General features: G+C 69.4%; 24 protein-coding genes and 1 tRNA gene. 10 read left to right on the forward strand and 15 right to left on the reverse strand.

Features of this window, described 5'->3' with window-relative positions:
- Both BN1701_RS19150 and BN1701_RS19155 read right to left on the reverse strand, forming a co-directional pair.
- On the reverse strand, positions 1-351 hold the full coding sequence (locus BN1701_RS19150) for a hypothetical protein (RefSeq protein ID WP_054050765.1): 351 nt from the start codon (positions 349-351) through the stop codon (positions 1-3).
- 31 nt (positions 352-382) lie between these two features.
- Entirely contained in the window at positions 383-652 is a 270-nt protein-coding gene (locus tag BN1701_RS19155; RefSeq protein WP_054050767.1) for a hypothetical protein, read from the reverse strand.
- 134 nt (positions 653-786) lie between these two features.
- On the opposite strand from BN1701_RS19155, the gene BN1701_RS19160 reads away from it, so the two are divergent.
- The 3 genes from BN1701_RS19160 (at position 787) to BN1701_RS19170 (ending at position 1,819) form a co-directional block, all read left to right on the forward strand.
- Positions 787-1,053 carry a hypothetical protein gene (locus BN1701_RS19160; RefSeq protein ID WP_054050769.1) on the forward strand — a complete coding sequence of 89 codons (267 nt, stop codon included), beginning with the start codon at positions 787-789 and terminating at the stop codon, positions 1,051-1,053.
- Between the two features lie 96 nt (positions 1,054-1,149).
- Positions 1,150-1,368 (forward strand): hypothetical protein, encoded by a 219-nt coding sequence (locus tag BN1701_RS19165; RefSeq protein WP_054050771.1) that lies wholly within the window; start codon positions 1,150-1,152, stop codon positions 1,366-1,368.
- Between the two features lie 58 nt (positions 1,369-1,426).
- Positions 1,427-1,819 carry a hypothetical protein gene (locus tag BN1701_RS19170; protein ID WP_054050773.1) on the forward strand — a complete coding sequence of 131 codons (393 nt, stop codon included), beginning with the start codon at positions 1,427-1,429 and terminating at the stop codon, positions 1,817-1,819.
- 74 nt (positions 1,820-1,893) lie between these two features.
- Here the strand turns inward: BN1701_RS19170 and BN1701_RS19175 are convergent, their stop codons facing one another.
- From BN1701_RS19175 to BN1701_RS19200, 7 genes are all read right to left on the reverse strand, one after another.
- Positions 1,894-2,193 (reverse strand): hypothetical protein, encoded by a 300-nt coding sequence (locus BN1701_RS19175; RefSeq protein ID WP_054050775.1) that lies wholly within the window; start codon positions 2,191-2,193, stop codon positions 1,894-1,896.
- Entirely contained in the window at positions 2,193-2,555 is a 363-nt protein-coding gene (locus tag BN1701_RS19180) for a hypothetical protein (protein WP_054050777.1), read from the reverse strand. Before BN1701_RS19180 ends, BN1701_RS19175 begins: the two co-directional genes overlap by 1 nt.
- A gap of 108 nt (positions 2,556-2,663) precedes the next feature.
- A tRNA-Met gene (locus BN1701_RS19185) sits at positions 2,664-2,737 on the reverse strand.
- 31 nt (positions 2,738-2,768) lie between these two features.
- Positions 2,769-3,539 carry a hypothetical protein gene (locus tag BN1701_RS19190; protein WP_054050779.1) on the reverse strand — a complete coding sequence of 257 codons (771 nt, stop codon included), beginning with the start codon at positions 3,537-3,539 and terminating at the stop codon, positions 2,769-2,771.
- On the reverse strand, positions 3,532-3,684 hold the full coding sequence (locus tag BN1701_RS35680) for a hypothetical protein (protein ID WP_157368071.1): 153 nt from the start codon (positions 3,682-3,684) through the stop codon (positions 3,532-3,534). The genes BN1701_RS19190 and BN1701_RS35680 overlap by 8 nt, the downstream gene beginning before the upstream one ends.
- Positions 3,681-3,968, reverse strand: coding sequence for a hypothetical protein (locus BN1701_RS19195; protein WP_054050781.1), 288 nt, complete (start codon positions 3,966-3,968; stop codon positions 3,681-3,683). Before BN1701_RS19195 ends, BN1701_RS35680 begins: the two co-directional genes overlap by 4 nt.
- A complete protein-coding gene (locus BN1701_RS19200) occupies positions 3,965-4,375 on the reverse strand; it encodes a hypothetical protein (protein WP_054050783.1) in 411 nt (136 codons plus the stop codon). Before BN1701_RS19200 ends, BN1701_RS19195 begins: the two co-directional genes overlap by 4 nt.
- Positions 4,376-4,500: 125 nt before the next feature.
- Between BN1701_RS19200 and BN1701_RS19205 the strand changes: the two genes are divergently transcribed.
- Both BN1701_RS19205 and BN1701_RS19210 read left to right on the forward strand, forming a co-directional pair.
- Positions 4,501-5,328 (forward strand): helix-turn-helix transcriptional regulator, encoded by an 828-nt coding sequence (locus BN1701_RS19205; RefSeq protein WP_054050786.1) that lies wholly within the window; start codon positions 4,501-4,503, stop codon positions 5,326-5,328.
- Between the two features lie 6 nt (positions 5,329-5,334).
- The gene (locus tag BN1701_RS19210) at positions 5,335-5,514 is read left to right on the forward strand and encodes a DUF397 domain-containing protein (protein ID WP_054050789.1); all 180 of its coding nucleotides are present in this window, start codon (positions 5,335-5,337) and stop codon (positions 5,512-5,514) included.
- 107 nt (positions 5,515-5,621) lie between these two features.
- Here the strand turns inward: BN1701_RS19210 and BN1701_RS19215 are convergent, their stop codons facing one another.
- Positions 5,622-6,551 (reverse strand): tyrosine-type recombinase/integrase, encoded by a 930-nt coding sequence (locus tag BN1701_RS19215; RefSeq protein ID WP_054050791.1) that lies wholly within the window; start codon positions 6,549-6,551, stop codon positions 5,622-5,624.
- Positions 6,552-6,937: 386 nt separating this feature from the next.
- On the opposite strand from BN1701_RS19215, the gene BN1701_RS19220 reads away from it, so the two are divergent.
- The 5 genes from BN1701_RS19220 to BN1701_RS19240 are packed head-to-tail and all read left to right on the forward strand — an operon-like array spanning position 6,938 to position 10,988.
- Complete coding sequence (locus tag BN1701_RS19220; RefSeq protein ID WP_054050798.1) at positions 6,938-7,381, forward strand: hypothetical protein; 444 nt, start codon at positions 6,938-6,940, stop codon at positions 7,379-7,381.
- On the forward strand, positions 7,378-8,001 hold the full coding sequence (locus BN1701_RS19225; protein ID WP_054050799.1) for a hypothetical protein: 624 nt from the start codon (positions 7,378-7,380) through the stop codon (positions 7,999-8,001). The genes BN1701_RS19220 and BN1701_RS19225 overlap by 4 nt, the downstream gene beginning before the upstream one ends.
- Positions 8,002-8,022: 21 nt before the next feature.
- Positions 8,023-8,889 (forward strand): hypothetical protein, encoded by an 867-nt coding sequence (locus BN1701_RS19230; protein WP_197672113.1) that lies wholly within the window; start codon positions 8,023-8,025, stop codon positions 8,887-8,889.
- 9 nt (positions 8,890-8,898) lie between these two features.
- On the forward strand, positions 8,899-9,708 hold the full coding sequence (locus BN1701_RS19235; protein ID WP_054050802.1) for a hypothetical protein: 810 nt from the start codon (positions 8,899-8,901) through the stop codon (positions 9,706-9,708).
- Complete coding sequence (locus BN1701_RS19240; protein WP_054050804.1) at positions 9,705-10,988, forward strand: hypothetical protein; 1,284 nt, start codon at positions 9,705-9,707, stop codon at positions 10,986-10,988. Before BN1701_RS19235 ends, BN1701_RS19240 begins: the two co-directional genes overlap by 4 nt.
- Positions 10,989-10,991: 3 nt before the next feature.
- On the opposite strand, the gene BN1701_RS19245 is transcribed toward BN1701_RS19240, so the two are convergent.
- The 5 genes from BN1701_RS19245 to BN1701_RS19265 all read right to left on the reverse strand — a co-directional run bounded on the left by BN1701_RS19245 (position 10,992) and on the right by BN1701_RS19265 (position 15,106).
- A complete protein-coding gene (locus tag BN1701_RS19245) occupies positions 10,992-12,536 on the reverse strand; it encodes a toll/interleukin-1 receptor domain-containing protein (RefSeq protein WP_054050806.1) in 1,545 nt (514 codons plus the stop codon).
- 32 nt (positions 12,537-12,568) lie between these two features.
- Positions 12,569-13,063, reverse strand: a complete 495-nt coding sequence (locus BN1701_RS19250) for an SLATT domain-containing protein (RefSeq protein ID WP_054050808.1) — start codon at positions 13,061-13,063, stop codon at positions 12,569-12,571.
- A complete protein-coding gene (locus tag BN1701_RS19255; protein ID WP_157368073.1) occupies positions 13,063-13,560 on the reverse strand; it encodes a DUF4231 domain-containing protein in 498 nt (165 codons plus the stop codon). The genes BN1701_RS19250 and BN1701_RS19255 overlap by 1 nt, the downstream gene beginning before the upstream one ends.
- 86 nt (positions 13,561-13,646) lie before the next feature.
- On the reverse strand, positions 13,647-14,351 hold the full coding sequence (locus BN1701_RS19260) for a hypothetical protein (RefSeq protein ID WP_157368074.1): 705 nt from the start codon (positions 14,349-14,351) through the stop codon (positions 13,647-13,649).
- A gap of 104 nt (positions 14,352-14,455) precedes the next feature.
- Positions 14,456-15,106, reverse strand: coding sequence for a DUF998 domain-containing protein (locus tag BN1701_RS19265; RefSeq protein WP_054050814.1), 651 nt, complete (start codon positions 15,104-15,106; stop codon positions 14,456-14,458).
- Positions 15,107-15,152 lie beyond the last annotated feature (46 nt).

A 15,152-nucleotide genomic window follows, 5' to 3' on the forward strand; every position in this document is an offset into this window, starting at 1 on the left:
TCAGTAGAAGCGGGTGTGGGAGACGGCCTTCGTCGGGCCGTAGCGGTGCCACAGGTACGCGGGGAGGTAGCCGACCATCGCCCAGATGCCGAGGCTGTAGAGCGACCAGCGGATGTGATGGCCGTGCGGGAACGGCGGCCGCGTCTTGGTGATCGAGCCGGTGAACTGCTGGGGCATCGGCTGCTGCGGCGCCCAGTACTGCTGCTGGGGCGGCGGGTAGCCGTAGCCCTGCTGGCCGTAGGGCTGCTGTGGTGGAGCCTGGTACCCACCAGTCCACTGCTGCTGGGGCGGCGGCATCTGCCCGCCGTGCGCGTGGTGGGTGCTCGGGTCGTATCCCCCGGGATAGCTCATACGGGTTGCGTCGTCGCGATCTTGCTCGGCGTTACTTGGGTGAGGTGTCCCCCACCTGTGGACGAGGTGTGGATGGCGCCGTGCTCGGTGCGGTGTCGGCCTTGTGGAGGTCGGTGCGCTTGCCGCGGCCGGGCCGGTTGGCGTGCCAGGCGCGGACGTCGTCGGCGCGGTAGAGGCGGCTGCCGTGGTCGTCGCGGTAAGGCAGGGGGGCAGGCCCGCCGTGTCGGGACCAGTGGGAGCGCAGGGTCGTGGCGGTGACCCCGCAGTGTTCGGCGGCTTGGGCGGTGGTCCACGTTTCCATTTCCGAAACGTTACATCGCACCGATGCGTGGTGCAAGCGATCCGGACTGGTGGCTAAGCCAAACTCAAGAGTTGACTTTGCATCGCACCGATGTATAGTTAGAGGTGTCAGGGAGACGACCGGAGGAGACCAAGATGGCCGCCAAGACCACCACCAAGAAGACCGCCGACAAGGCCGCCATCCGCGACACCTTCGCCGCAGTCTACGAGATGGTCCGCGAGGACGTCCGCGACGAGTCCATCGCCGAGTTCCGCAAGTACGTCGCGATCGAACTCCGCGCGTACCTCAAGGCCGGCGACCTGGACGACGACATCGAGCCCGCGGGCGGCGTCACCGCCGACTGGAAGGCCGGGTTCCTCGCGGCGACCAAGCTCATCGGTGACATCAACTTCGACTTCTAGACCGACCGGCCGAGGCGGGGGCCCACCCCCGCCCCCACTCCGGACAGTTTCCCTGACGACAAACCGTTCCGAGGATCACAACCACAGGAGGCAGCAATGGGCAAGGACAAGGGCAACGACAAGAGCAAGCCCGCCAAGTACGGCGCGATCGTCGGCCCCGGCAAGGACGGCACCCACAACGCGATGGTGGTCGAGAAGGGGACCGGCAAGAGCGCGGGCTTCTCCGTGGGTGGCTACCCGAGCGCAAAGGCTGCGGGCGACGCCGTCAAGGACGTGGTCGACGGGCTGAACGAGGACGACCAGCAGGAGCCGTAGCCGCTCGGCAGGCCGCGACGTCTGGCGATCACGCCCCCGGTCGGGTGAGACTGGGGGCGTGCACGCCGTCATCGACACCATCACCGGCCAGCGGATCTGCCTGACCCCGGACCTGGACCGCGCGGAGGCCGCGGCGGTGTCCGAGCAGCATGTGGTCGTCGACGCGTGGGATGCGCGGCACCTGCTCTGGTACGTGAAGCCGGGATCGTTCGCGGACCGGTTCGAGCCGTACCAGGACGAGCTGCAGCGGTTGGTTTTCGGGCGCGCGGTGGACCGGCTGGTGGGTCAGTTTCGACGAGCTGACCCGCCCCTAGACGACACCCAGCCAGTGATCGACTATCAACCTGACCTTATGGGAACTTCGGTACGCGACGACGAGGATTGCCCAGGCTGGCCACAAGGCGGCGATGGTGATGGCGAGGGCGACGCGCTTGACGTTCGAGTGCGGTGACTGACTGTCCGGTGTGTCGCTCAGCGCTGCCGCCCCGCACGTCAGGCCAAGAGTGGCGTAGATGTAGATCCAGATCAATGGACGCGCGCCGGACTGTGCTGGCGTGCTCGGCGCGTGAGCTGGCCGACACGGCCGTAGGTGATGTTCAACGCGGCCGCGACGGATCTCTCGGTGGCGCCGGGTTCGGCCACCATCTCGGCGACCACGGAGTCCCGCTCGGCGCTGACCGCGTCAAGTGCGGCCGATAGCAGCGCCATCCTGGACGAGAGGTGCACGAACCAGGGGCAGGCATCTTCGCCGTCGCGGTCGCCTACCAGGCTGGCGATCACGGCGGCGACTTCCTGCGGTTCAACCCCGTATCCGTCTGCGGTCATCAGTTCTGCACCCCGAGGTAGTCGGCGATCTCGGTGGGCAGGTGCTCGGCGGCGATGTCCAGGTTGGCGTCGATGTCGCCGTCCGGGTGGCGCAGCTCGGCCCACTTCAGCCCGAGGGCGTCGCACAGTTCACCGATGTCGACTCGCGGCATCGGGGTGAAGGTCTCGCGGGCCGCGACGAGGCGGTGTGCTCCGGTGAGCGCCTGCTCGCCGTCGACCAGCAGCGGCGGGCCGACCCAGCCGTGCTCGTCCATGTCGGTGACGAGGACGGCGAGCTTGGCGCGGTCGGTCACGTGGTGGACGGGGTCGATGCCGCCGTCGCGGGTTTCGGTGAGGCTGTCGATCAGCTCTGCGGTGCGCATAGGGGAAGTATGCACGATCACAGCCGTCTTGCATAGGGGGGATACGCAAGCGGAGTGAGAACGGCCCCGCCGTGGGGGCGGGGCCGTTGGGCCACCTGGCGTGGTGCGTAGCGGGAGCGGGATTTGAACCCGCGACCTCCAGGTTATGAGCCTGGCACGCTGCCGAACTGCGTCATCCCGCGTCGCTGTCCCTCGCGGGACGCGGCTGGAATGCTACGCCTCTCGCCCGTGCTGGCGCTCGCCCTTGAGCGCCGGGTGCTCGGCGAGCAGGTCGCCGAGCAGACCGTTCATGCCCGCCTTGTTCGCGGCGTCGGCGTGGCCGCGGACTCGGGCCGGCGCCGCGCCGGGTGCGCCGATGACCCGGTCGGCCTCGGCGGCCGGGTGCTTCCAGCTCGGGCCACGCCCGCACGGGCAGGCGTGTTCCATGTCGCGTAGGACGGTGCCCCCGTTGCCGTCGGGCATGGGCTGTTGCCAGCGGAGCACGCCGGTGTTGTCGCAGCGGTCGCAGTCAGCTGCGTTTGGGTACCTGTCCAAGTCCCCCACACCTCTTGCACGCGTTGTTGTTGACGTCGAGTCCGCTGCCGTGGCAGAAGGAGCACTCTTCCATTTCGAGGGCTCGGGGCTCAGTGTCGGGGACGGCGCGCTCGGGTTCAAGGAGCCCGAGGGCGGCGCGGTCGGTGAGGGTGGCGGCGGACATGGAGTCCCCTTCGTCGTGGAGTAGGCGCCGCGGGCTGCGGCGGCGAAGTCGTGGTCGATGGCGGGCGGCTCCACCTCGTCGTGGCGGATCGCCCAGTGGCGCAGCTGGCGGCCTGCTTCCTCACAGCGCTCCGCCAGCGGCACGGCGTGCTCGGGCGTCAGCAGGTCGGCGATGATGTGCGCCCCGGCCATCCGCACGGCGGGGCCGAGCGCGGCGGCCATGTCGGCCAGCTGGCCGCCGATCTGCACGAGCTCGCGGGCGACGTCGGCGTCATGGATGTCAGCCACGGGACCCCCGTCGGGCTTCTGCGATCAGGATCTGGATGCGGTGGAGCCGTTCGCGGCGCAGCTGGCGGCGCTGGCGCACGTCGTCGATGACCGCGGCGACAGCGATCAATACGGCGGCAGCCATGATGACGAGGACGGAGGTCATGGCGACTCCAGAGCGGGGTGGTGGGTACCGATCGGCGCGGAGGCGGGGCATACATCCGCGCCGACCGGCGGCATGTCGGCCGCGGTGGGCCGGGCCTGGACGATGAGGTCGACTCGCGGGTCGATGAGCGGGCGGGCCTGCGGGCGTTCGACCGGGGTGGGCGGGTTGGCCGCGCGCATCGCGCACACCCAGCGATGGACCTGTACGCGGCGCCGGTGCCGCAGGTAGGCGCTGATGATCGGGGCATGCCAGGCCAGGTCGGCGAGCCGGTCGAGGGCGGTCATGAGGACCGTCCGGCGATCAGCCATCTGACGTGCGCCGTGATGGACTCGACGGCTTTGACCGCGCCTCGCAGGTCCAGGTGCAGGAACACGCCGCCCTCGCGGAGCAGGAGGACGTGGGCGCCGGTCGACTCGATGTGGGCGCACTCCCGTGTGCCGTCTCTGCCGGCGGCGTTGATCGTCACTCGGAGGGGTCGTCGGCCGCAGTTGTCCCCCGCGACCCAGCTGGCGTGTCGCGCGATCGCACCCACGACCTGCAACGCCTCGGTGACTCGGAAGAACAGGGTCGCGCCGCCGTCACGTTTCGCGGCGATAAGCTGCTTGCCCGCGCTTTGGATGTGCAGGATCTGACGGCGCCCGTCAGAGTCGGTGCACTGGATGGCGGCCGGTTCGGGTTTCTCGCCGAGCATGTCGCCCTCCAGATGGCACTTTCAGAACGTGGCTGGACTTTCTGAAAGTCGCACGTCTAGACTGAAAGCGCAACCGATCGTCCATAGATCGATCGGGTGAATCACCCAGAAGGAGCAGAACGGTCATGGCGAAGCGCGCACCGGGAGCGAAGACGAAGGCGCTCGGCGCAGAACTGCGCGCGCTCCGCGAAGCGCGCGGCATGAACCAAGCCGACGTGGCGGCCCGCCTCGAGGTGTCCGAGCCGACGCTGTCCCGCATCGAGACCGGGCGTCGCGCACCCGACCTCGAGGAAGTCGCGACCTTGCTTGCGATCTACGAGGTGACGGGCCAGCGCAAGGAAGAACTGCTGGACATGGCGCGCACCGCGAACGGGCCGAGCTGGTTGCAGGCGATGGCGCCGCGGCTGCCGCACGACTCGGTCACCTTGGCCACGCTCGAGCACGACGCGACGGCCGTGACCGACTGGGCGCTGATGCTCGTGCCCGGGCTGCTGCAGACCATGGAGTACAGCGAGGCGGTCATGCGGCACGTCGGTGTGCCGGACAGCGAGATCGGCGACCGGGTCATCGCCCGCAAGCGTCGCCAGGAGCGGCTACGCGAGGTCGACTACACCGCGTTCCTGTACGAGGCTGCGCTCACGGTCCCCTTCGATGACGACCGGGTGATGGCGAACCAACTGCGGCATCTCGTTGAACTCATCCAGGAGGGCGTGTCGGTCCGCATCGTCCCTGCGGCCGCACCGGCGCACGCGGGACTGGTCGGCTCTTTCATGCTGCTTCGCTTCATCGACCGAATGCCGACCGTACACGTCGAGCTCGCCCAATCAGACGCATTCCTCAGCGACCAGGATGAGGTGGCCTACTACGCCGCCGTGGTGGAGCGCCTGTCAGAACTGGCGCTGGACACGTCACACTCTGTGCGTCTGATTCGGCAGATTGCAGAGAGAAGGTGACACATCATGGTGTGGTCCGACTGGCGGAAGTCCTCCAGGTCAGGCGGGAACTCGAACTGCGTGGAGGTCGCTCACCGCACGGGCGAGGCTGGGCTCCGCGACTCGAAGAACGCAGCGGGCCCGGTGCTGGCCGTTCCGGTCGAGTCGTTCGGGCGGTTGCTCGCCGTGGCGGCACAGGGCCGGTAAGCACGCAGACGCCCCCCGCCAATGCTGCTGGCGGGGGGCGTCACGTCACTGACGGCCCTACGATCGATCTGGCCCCGGCTCGCCGGGGTTGGGCGGGGTCCGTGCAGCTACCCTCTGCGCGGACCTCGTCGCTTCATGCCCTTGAGCGGGCCGGTCACCTTGCACACTCCGGTGCTGATCACTGGTCTAGCACCTTCGGTGTAGATCTGAGTGGTACTTACGCTGGCGTGTCCCAAGACTTCCTGTGTAGCACGGATGTCCTTTGTGGCCACGTAGAACTTCCTGCCGAATCTGTGGCGGCCGGAGTGGTGTCGGACCCGGAGGCCGAGTGCGTCGAGCGCGTCGGCGACCTGGCCGCTGATGTACTTTCCGGTTACCTTGCCGCCGGTGGCTGTGCGCCACAGCGGTCCGCGGCCGAGGACGTGGGGCTTGAGGATGTCCCACAGTTCCGGGGAGCACGGCACTTGCCGTTCCTTGCCGCCCTTGCCCCGGATGGTCATCATCACCGGGTGTTCGGAGTCGTCGAGGTCGATTCCGCGCATGGCCGCAACTTCCCCCGCTCGTAGCCCAGCGAACGCGCCCAGCGCGTACCAGATGCGGGGCCGGTCGGGGAGCCCGCGCATGGCGACGCCGAGCGAGGATTCGTCGACCGGGCGGGGGACGGTCTGCCGCTTCTTCGGCGGCCGGAGCAGCATGGCCGGGTTGGGGTGGCCTGCCTTAGCGCGCCAGAGGTAGAAGCTGCGGACGTGTGAGATGTAGGTGCGTCGGGTCGAGTTGGACGCTTCGCCGCCGTCTGTGGTGCGCATGATCGCTTCGGTCCAGGCGCGGAGGTCGTGTTCGGTGGCGTGGTCGAGGTTTGTGTCTCGCGCGTGTTCGAGCCACCAGGCCAGGCGCCGGAGTGCGCCTTCGCGTTGGTTGCGGGTCTCGTCGCTGAGGCCGTCAAGGTCCAGCGAGACGAGGTGGCGGGCGATGGTGCGTTGATCACCGTCCTGTAGGTCGGAGGTGAGCAGTCGTAGTCGGGTTCCATGGGATGTCATATCTCCCTGATAGGCCATTCGAGTTGCCTTTGTCAGCTAGCCGGAGCAAGATTTCTCGTCTGGCTGCCCGCCATTTGCGGGACGGCAGGTTCGCCTTGCGACATTCGCCTGACCAGGGGAAACGGGATTATAACCCCGCCGTTAACGGCTGAATATCCTCCGTTAATCAGTCCTTTTCGTGGAGCGTACTGCTGAGTAACACCGGATGGCGCGGTGCCATTGCTCACAGCGTCCACACCGCCGTCGTAACGGCCGTTCGGTCACTCAGGATGACCGATCGATGACCGAAAAGCGCCAACACCGATACGCCCCGTGCGCGGGCGGCGATAGAACGTGCACATGCCACTCCACCTGGAGGTCTAGGTGCCCGACCAGGTCTCATCGCCATGACCACCGGACTGCGCAGCCGGTTCATGGCACCTGTCTACGCCTTGATCATCTCGTTCGCCGCCGCCGCGCTGCTCGGCATCGTCGTGCGTCCTGGCACCGCCGCGTCGGGCACCGGCGGCGGGACGACCGGGGACGCAGGGGTCACGGTACGCCTGATGACGCCGTCCGGAGAGCCCGGCAGCAAGGACCTCGTGCCCGCGACGGACCTGGCCAACGTCGTGATCCATGTCGTCGACGCGTCGGTCGTCGGGCTCAAGGTCGCCACGAACGGCGAGGCTGTCATACCCGCGAGGAGCGCGTCGAAGATCACCGTGTGCGCCGAGCTCCCCCAAGGGTGGACGGTGCTGGCGCCGACGAAGCTGGACGAGAGGGGCCGCGCCTGCACGAAAGCGGAGGCGACCGACAAGATCATCCTGTATGTGAAGAAGGTTGGTCGATGAACCGCCGCGTGGAGTGGCTGCTGCCCGCGACCATCGTCGCCGCTGTGTTCGGCGGCGTACTCGGTGTTCGGCTGTGGGACGTCGAATTCGGACCGATGCTGGCCGTGCTCGTGGTGACCACCGCGCTCGGCACCGTCGCGTCGCTCGGCTGGGTGCGCGCCGAGCCGGAACCGGGCCAGAGCATCGCCCAACCAACGCCACCACCGGACGCGCTGCCACGTCCATCTCCCGCGCCCACACCACCCGCGCCTCGGCAACAGCTGTACCAACCCCCGCAGCGCCCCGCCGACCAGGCGCCGCAGACCGTGCCCAGCGAGGCGGCTGCCTGGTGGAACAAGTCCCCTCAGTCGCCCCCGAAGCCTGCCGACACAGCCCTGGTGGCGCAGGCACCGCCGTTGTCGAGCTATCAGGCCCACCGGGCCCGACACGTCCAGTGCCCGGGGTGTGGGGGTTTCGAGATCGATCTGAACAGCGACGGCGAGTCCTACACGTTCCGCTGTCGCAACGAACACTGCGGCCAGATCTGGCAGTGGGCACCAGGCACGGCGTGGCCGCCGACGGTCGTGCGCCGAAACCTGACCGGCCACGAGCCCGATCAGGCCGAACACATCCAGGGCTGACGATCCGGAAAGAGGACGAACGTGGTCTCGAGCATGTACGGGCAGTCGGTGTCCCGGGCTCACCCGGGCTGTGTGGTCATCCTGCTGGACCGGTCGGACTCGATGAAGCTGGCGTGGGGGCAAACTGGCGCCTCGCTGGCAGTCGGCGCCGCGCTCGCGGTCAACAACATCCTGCTCGACATGTGCATCACGGCCACGTCCGAGGTGAACGCGCCGGTCCGGCACTACTTCGATGTCGGCGTGTTCAGCTACGGCGCCTGTTTGACCAGGCCGGGCGAGGGCGTGGAATCGGCGTTCGGCGGGGTGCTCGCCAACCGCGGTCTGGTCCCGTTGCCGGAGCTGGCGGTCAACCCGATGGCGGTGCGGGAGGAGCCCTCCATCGACGTGATGCCGGTCAGCGCGAAGATGCCGGTCTGGGTGGACCCGGTCCACGGCCACCGCACGCCGATGTGCCAGGCGGTCGCGGTCGCGGGCGGTTATGTCTTCGACTGGGCCGAGGCCCACCAGAACTCGTTCCCACCGATCGTCATCAACATCACCGACGGCATGGTCACCGACAGCCCATACGAAGGGGTCACCCTCCAGGACTGGGTCAAGCGGCTGACCGCGATCGAGACCTCGGACGGGCCAGCGCTGTTCTTCAACGTGTTCCTGTCGCCGATGGAGGTCCCCGAGATCGTCTTCCCGGCCGAGCCGACGGGGCTGCCGCATCCGGGACCGGACCTGTTCGCCCTGAGCAGCGTGCTGCCCAAGCCGATGGCCGACAACGCCAGGGTGGACGGCTACGACGTGCGGCCGGGCGCGCGCGGACTGGCGTTCAACGTCGGCCGGTCGACCCTGCTCAAGGTCCTGCAGATCGGCACCAGGGTCCCCGACCGTCCACTGTAGGGAGTCGACTTGATCACCGCCTGGCAGGTCGCGTTCTACGCGGCCAAGGACGGCAACGCCGAATTCGAGTGGGAGGACGGCGTGGCCACCGCGCCCGCCGATCCGCGCACGGGGTCGGGTCACCGGTTCGCCGTCGCGGACGGGGCCACCCAGGGATTCGGGTCCGCCAGGTGGGCCCAGCAACTCGTCTGCGGGTTCGTCGGTGTCGACCAGGGCAAGGCGCACCCGCCCACACTGGACCGGGACTCGTTGGACGGCTGGACGCGCCGGATGCAGCAGAGCTGGCGCGAGGACCCTCGGCTGGCCGGGGCCACCGACCTGGAATTGCACAAGCTGGCGACCGTCGGATCGTTCGCCACTTTCCTCGGCTGCGAACTCAGGGACCTCGACGGCCCGCGCCCGCACTGGGCCGCGGTCGCGCTCGGCGACACCGTGCTGTTCCACGTCCGGGCGAACACCTTGATCACGCAGTTCCCGGCGATCGGGCCAGACGAGTTCGGGTTCAACCCCGACGGCCTGCCGACCGGGCCCGGCGCCTTGGCCGACATGATCGGCCGGGCCGAGTTCGGCTTCGGCGACCTGGCCGACGGCGACCTGCTGTACGCGGCGACCGACGCCTTCGCGCACTGGATGATCCAGACCGATCTCCGCGACTCGGCCGGGCTGTGGACGACCCTCGGCGGACTGGACCACCCGGACACCTTTCGCGCGCTGGTCGCCGACCACCGGGCGGCGGGCACGATGACCAACGACGACGTCACCCTGCTCCGGGTCCAGGTGGACGCGTGGGGGCCCGCGCATCTGGCGGTGTGTCTGTGACGCGCTACCCGAGTCCGGACGAATACATGAGAGCGGTGCAGCGCACCGACTCGTTCACCACCGACGAGCTGCGGCGGCTGCGGATGGTGGTGCACCCGACGTTCGGGGTCCCGTCGCCCGCCAAGGGCAGCACCGCCGTGGTGTTCAAGGCGACGAGCGACGGCGAGGCCCAGGCGCTGCGGTTCTTCACCAGGGCCGACGCGTCCAGCGCTGAGCGCTATGGCGCGCTGCACGACCACTTCACCGCCAGCGGCCTGGCGCGCACGGTGGCCATGCCGCAGTGGATCGATGACGGGATCCGGGTCAACGGCGCCACGTGGCCCGTGGTGCGGATGCAGTGGGTCGAGGGCCACACGTTGAACCTGCATGTGGACGGGCTCGTCGACCGCGGGGACACCGCGTCACTGTCCACTTTGGCCAATTCCTGGCGGGACCTGGTGACCCGGTTGCAGCGCGCCGACTTCGCCCACGGCGACCTGCAGCACGGCAACGTCCTGGTCGAGAGCGGCGGCGACCTGCGACTGGTCGACTTCGACTGTTCGTGGATCGCCCGATTCCCAGCCGACGCGGCGCCGAGCGAGACCGGTCACCGCAACTACCAGCCCCCGAACCGCCCGTGGGGCCGCTGGATGGACACCTTCTCCGGCCTGGTGATCTACGTGTCGCTGCTGGCCCTGTCGAAGAACCCGAACCCGTGGCGCGAACTGAACACCGAGGACAACCTGCTGTTCAACGACGAGGACTTCCGCGCCCCCTTCGACACCCTGCCCTGGACCCGCCTGTCCGACTTGCGCGACGAGGAAGTCGACGAGGCCGCCGCCCGACTCAAACAGTGCTGCGCGCCGGGCTGGACCGCCACCGGCGGCCTCGACGAACTGCTCGCGCCCAGGGAGAAGCCGTGGTGGGAACGCACGCCGACGGTGGTGGCACCCACCGCCCCCCAGCCCGCGACGCACACACCGGTGGCCGATCCGGTGGTCCCACCGCCGCGCGCCGAACAGCAACCGGTCCTCCCGCGAACGCCGACCGCCAACTGGTGGAAGGACCAGGTGCCCACGCCCGCCGTGCCTGGCCCGCGCGCGCCATTCCAGCCGCGGCCCAGCGGGAAACGGCCCACAACGGGGGCCATCATCGCCGTCGCCGTCGCCGTGGGCCTGCTCAGCGGCCTGCTCACGGTGGCGGGGATGGACGGCGGTTCAGGTGCGGGCGGAATCGGGGCGGCAGTCGGCCTGATCGCGATGGTCATCACGATCGTCGTCGGACTGGCCCGCAGAGACTGACCCTTAGGAGAACAGCCCAGTCGCTATCGCGAAGGTGACCACACCGACCAGCCCGACAACGGCGATCACCACCGCGAGCCGGGACCGAGCCTCACCTCTCGTCGCCGACACCACACTGAGCGACAGGCCAAGCCCGCCGACGATCAGCATGATCGTTTGCAAGAAGCGCACCGAGCCCTCATAGTCCGCGTCCACGGTGGCATAGAACAGGAACGGGACGCCCATCGCGCCGAGGAGCGCGCCCGCGAGGGCCATGCGGTCCTCACGACCACGTGCGGGACTCGGGGTGGACGGGATCGGCCGAGCCGTGGGTTCCGGCTCGGGTCCGGGCGGGGTGCCCTTCGCCCACCACTGGGCCGTGTACGCCGACGGCGTCGGCGGCTTCGGCGGAGCCGGGGCAGGCCCGCCCCGGTTCACCATGCTGGTCAGCCAAGCCGGGGCCGCGTCCGACGGATTCGACGGCACAGGCGGCGCGCTCGGCCACGGGGATGACGGCGCGCGGGACTCCGGCGTCGGTACGGCACCACGGGCGGGTGCCGGGCCCCGGCTGAGATCGGCGGCTTCGGCGGACCGCGGTGGGTCGGCGGGCGGCGGACCGACGGGTTCCGAGGAGACAGACCGGCCCGCGGTGTCCGGCCAGACCACGCGCTTCTGCTGACCAGCGGCCGCGGGCGGAACAGTGGATCCCGGCGCCGCCGAGGACTCCGGCCGCACAGTGGACTCCGGCTGGACCGTCGACTCGCGTGGGACCGTGGGCTCGGGAGCGACCGTGGGCTCGGGTGGGACTGTGGGCTCTGGGACTGTGGGCTCTGGCGGGGCAGGCCGGTCGGGTGCGCCCCGGCGCCAATGTTCGGTCGGCGGCAGCCGGGTCGCCCCGTCCTGCGGCGCGGACACCTTGGCCTCGATCCCGACCAGGATCTCGTCGATGTCCTTGGCGTTGCCGATGGTGAGCTCGTTGCGTTCCCGGAACTCGCGCAGCAGCTTGACGATGTCGGCTCGGGCGACCTCGTCAGGCTCCCGCTTGAGGTGGCGGGCCAGCTCCCGGATGACCTCCTCCTGGCGATCCGGCCCGATCGCCTTCGGGCCGAGCACCTCGGCGATCCGGTACAGGTACTCGAACGGCACGGCGGGCGGCTGCGGCAGCGGACTCGGCAGGACCAGCGGGCGAGCGGTCAGGTCGTCCAGGGCGGCGACCAGCTCGAACGCCGCGTCGGCGGTCCGCTGCCGGTAGTCGACGATCTGCGTTTCCATCATCGGGATGCGGATGTTCGGCAGCGGGCCGACCTGGACGGGCAGCACCGGGATCCCCAGGTCCTTGGCGTAGCCGAGTTCCCGCTGGCAGGGCTGCGACCTCCAGGAGTCCTTGGACAGTGCGAACACGAACACCCGGGAACGCTGGATGGTGCTGATGATCTCTCGCCACCACTGTTCGCCGCCGTGGATCTCGCGGTCCATCCAGACCTGCCTGCCAAGGCGCCCGACGAGGTCCTCCCGCAGGCCGTTCACCACGGCCTGGTCGATCCTGGTGTAGCTGACGAAGATGGTCACGTCACGTCCCTGCGTTTCCTTCGCTCACCTGATCAGACCTGGGTTCCGACCGGCCCGTCCGACACCGGGCGGTCGTCGCGCGCGACCGACCCCGCCTCGACCACGAGCTGGCCCCACTGGCCGTTCTCCTTGCGGAAGACCAGCTCGACCCGGTGCAGACTCTCGACCAGATCGGTGTGCGGGTCCTGGTCGTCCCAATCGATCTCGGCCTCGGCCAGGTTGACCCCGGCGTCGGCGTACAGCTTGGCCAGCCGGGGGAACCCGATCAGCGCCTCGAAGGCGGTCACCGCGCCCGCCAGCGCGGCCAGGACCGATGCCCCGACCGCGAGCGCGGCGCGCGCCGTGCCGCTGGTCACCTGACCCGCGGCGCCCGCGAGCGCGGCACTGACCAACAGCGCGTTGCGCACGACCAGAACCTGTCGGTGCGCCCGGCGATACTCGTCGCGCCGGTCCTCGTAGTACCGCTTCTGGTCGCGGATCCTCAGGTCGCGGTAGAGCGCGTGGAACTGCGTGGCGCGATCGGTCATCAGGGCTCCCGCCCGGACTCGATGGCCACGACGGCCCGGCGCAGCGCGCTCGCCCGGTCGTTCTCAGCGAACGGTCCGGTCCGGGACAGGAACCGGAAGTGCAAGGCGCGCAACCGTTCCGCCTTGACCCGCTCGCCGAGGTAGTCGCTCTGCGCGTTCAGCTCGCTGGTCACCCGGCTGCTCGCGGCCAACGCGATGCCCAGTGCGGCGAGCAGCAGGCCGGGCCAGCGCTGCTCGGCGAACACCGCCTGCAGCCCGCCGAGTCCACTGGCCACGACCGACCCGAGCAGGATCGTCACCTGCTGGCGCCGGTACCGGTTCTGGTGGCTCAGCGCGGCCAGGTCCGACGCACGGAACGCGGGCGCGACCAGCCGGTCGAGCACAGCGAAATCGGACGCGAGCGCCGCGTACCGCGCCCGCGACTCGACGGGGATGACCTCTCCAGAGGATCTCGGCGCGCGCAGCGAAGGAAAACGGACGAACAGCGACGGCGCCATCTTCAAGCTCCTCCGCTCGAGGTCAGCGTCGAACAGACGGATGATCCGCACCAAGACGATCGCTCAAAGCGACTGACCCGTTACGGTCAAGTGGTCCTACCGGCGAGGAAGGACTCGATCGTTCGGGCCACGACGGCTGGAAGGGCGAGATCGACGATCCGGGTGAGCGGGGCGGCGGCGGCGAGCGCCGCGCGCGGATCAGCGGGCAGACCGGCCGCCGCGGCCGCGATCTCGTCGGCGGCCCGGCCCGTTCCCGCCACCACCACGACCGGCCGGTCAGCCAGCAGGCTCGCGTCGATGTCGGCGTAGGTGATCGCGCCGCCGTTGATCACCAGGGTCACCGACGGTCGGTCGCGGGCGATCGCCTCGGCGGCCGCGGCCAGCCACGGCGATTCGTCCCCCCAGGTCTGTCCGGGGACCAGGATCAGGTGCGTGTGGTGCGGATCCAGCGGCTCGGCGCCCATACCCGGCGCGGCCACCGTGCCGGTCGCGGCCACACCGACCAGGGGAAACCGGGCATCGGCGGCGAAGCGGGCCCGGCCGACCGCGCGCATCACCCCGGAGTCGGTCGCGCCGTAGACCACCGCGGCGTCGAGTTCGGACAGCAGCGGAACGACCGTCTCCCGCAGCATCAGGTCCACCGCGAGCAGTTCCTCGGCGGTGACCCCCGCGGCGCCGCCGACAAGCACGAGCACCGGTCGGTCGCGACGGATCCCCAGCTGATCGATGGCGTCGCCCAACTCGGCCGAACGCCCGACCCGAACGAACCGCTTGCTCGACGCGCCACGCACCACGCACCCCCGACGCCCGGAAAGCCCGAGTTGACAGTGAGAACCTCTCACCCGGGTCCCCGATTCTCAAGCCCGCCGTTCGCGCGGGGGTGCCTAGTTCGCTCTCAGCCGTTGAGTGGGGCGATCGCCCGGCCCTTGGTGAGCCACGCGATACCGAAGGCCAGCACCGCGGCCGACTCCAGCCACAGGGCCGGGTGCAGCGACTTGGTCTCGGCGTCGAGGAGGTAGCCGAACACGACGATCAGGGCCAGGCAGGCCAGAATCGTCACCCCGCAGGCGACATAGAGTTTGTTGCGAGTGGACTTTCGGGCAGCCGGGCTCTCCTTGTCGTCGCGGGTGAACAGGAAGCAGAACACCGCCAGGGACACGAAGAACACCGCCGCGAATCCCACGTGGATGAACCCGAGGGTCTGGTCGTCGCCCGCGGCGACGTTCGGGCCGCCGGTCGGCGACGTCGGGAACAGGGCCACGCCGATCGCGGAGATCGCGGCGAGGTTGCCGACGAGGTCGTCTATCCGGCGATGTCCCTTGTAGGACAACAGGAACACCCCGACCGCGCACATCGCGCCGACATACACGTCGCGCATCTCGGTGTAGTAGTAGCCGCTGATCGAGTTGAGCAGGCCGGGGCCCTCGATCAGCAGCTTCCCGATTATCAGCACCGGCGGCAGCGCCAGCCCGATCAACCCGACCGCGCGCCGCAGGAAGAGGTAGGAACGGACGAGGTCTTTGCCTGTGTCGGCCGTGGTCGTCATCGACGCACCTCCCGGAACTCGGTCCGGTCACCAGTGAACCGCGTCG

It is taken from the genome of Alloactinosynnema sp. L-07 (assembly GCF_900070365.1).
Lineage (GTDB): Bacteria > Actinomycetota > Actinomycetes > Mycobacteriales > Pseudonocardiaceae > Actinokineospora.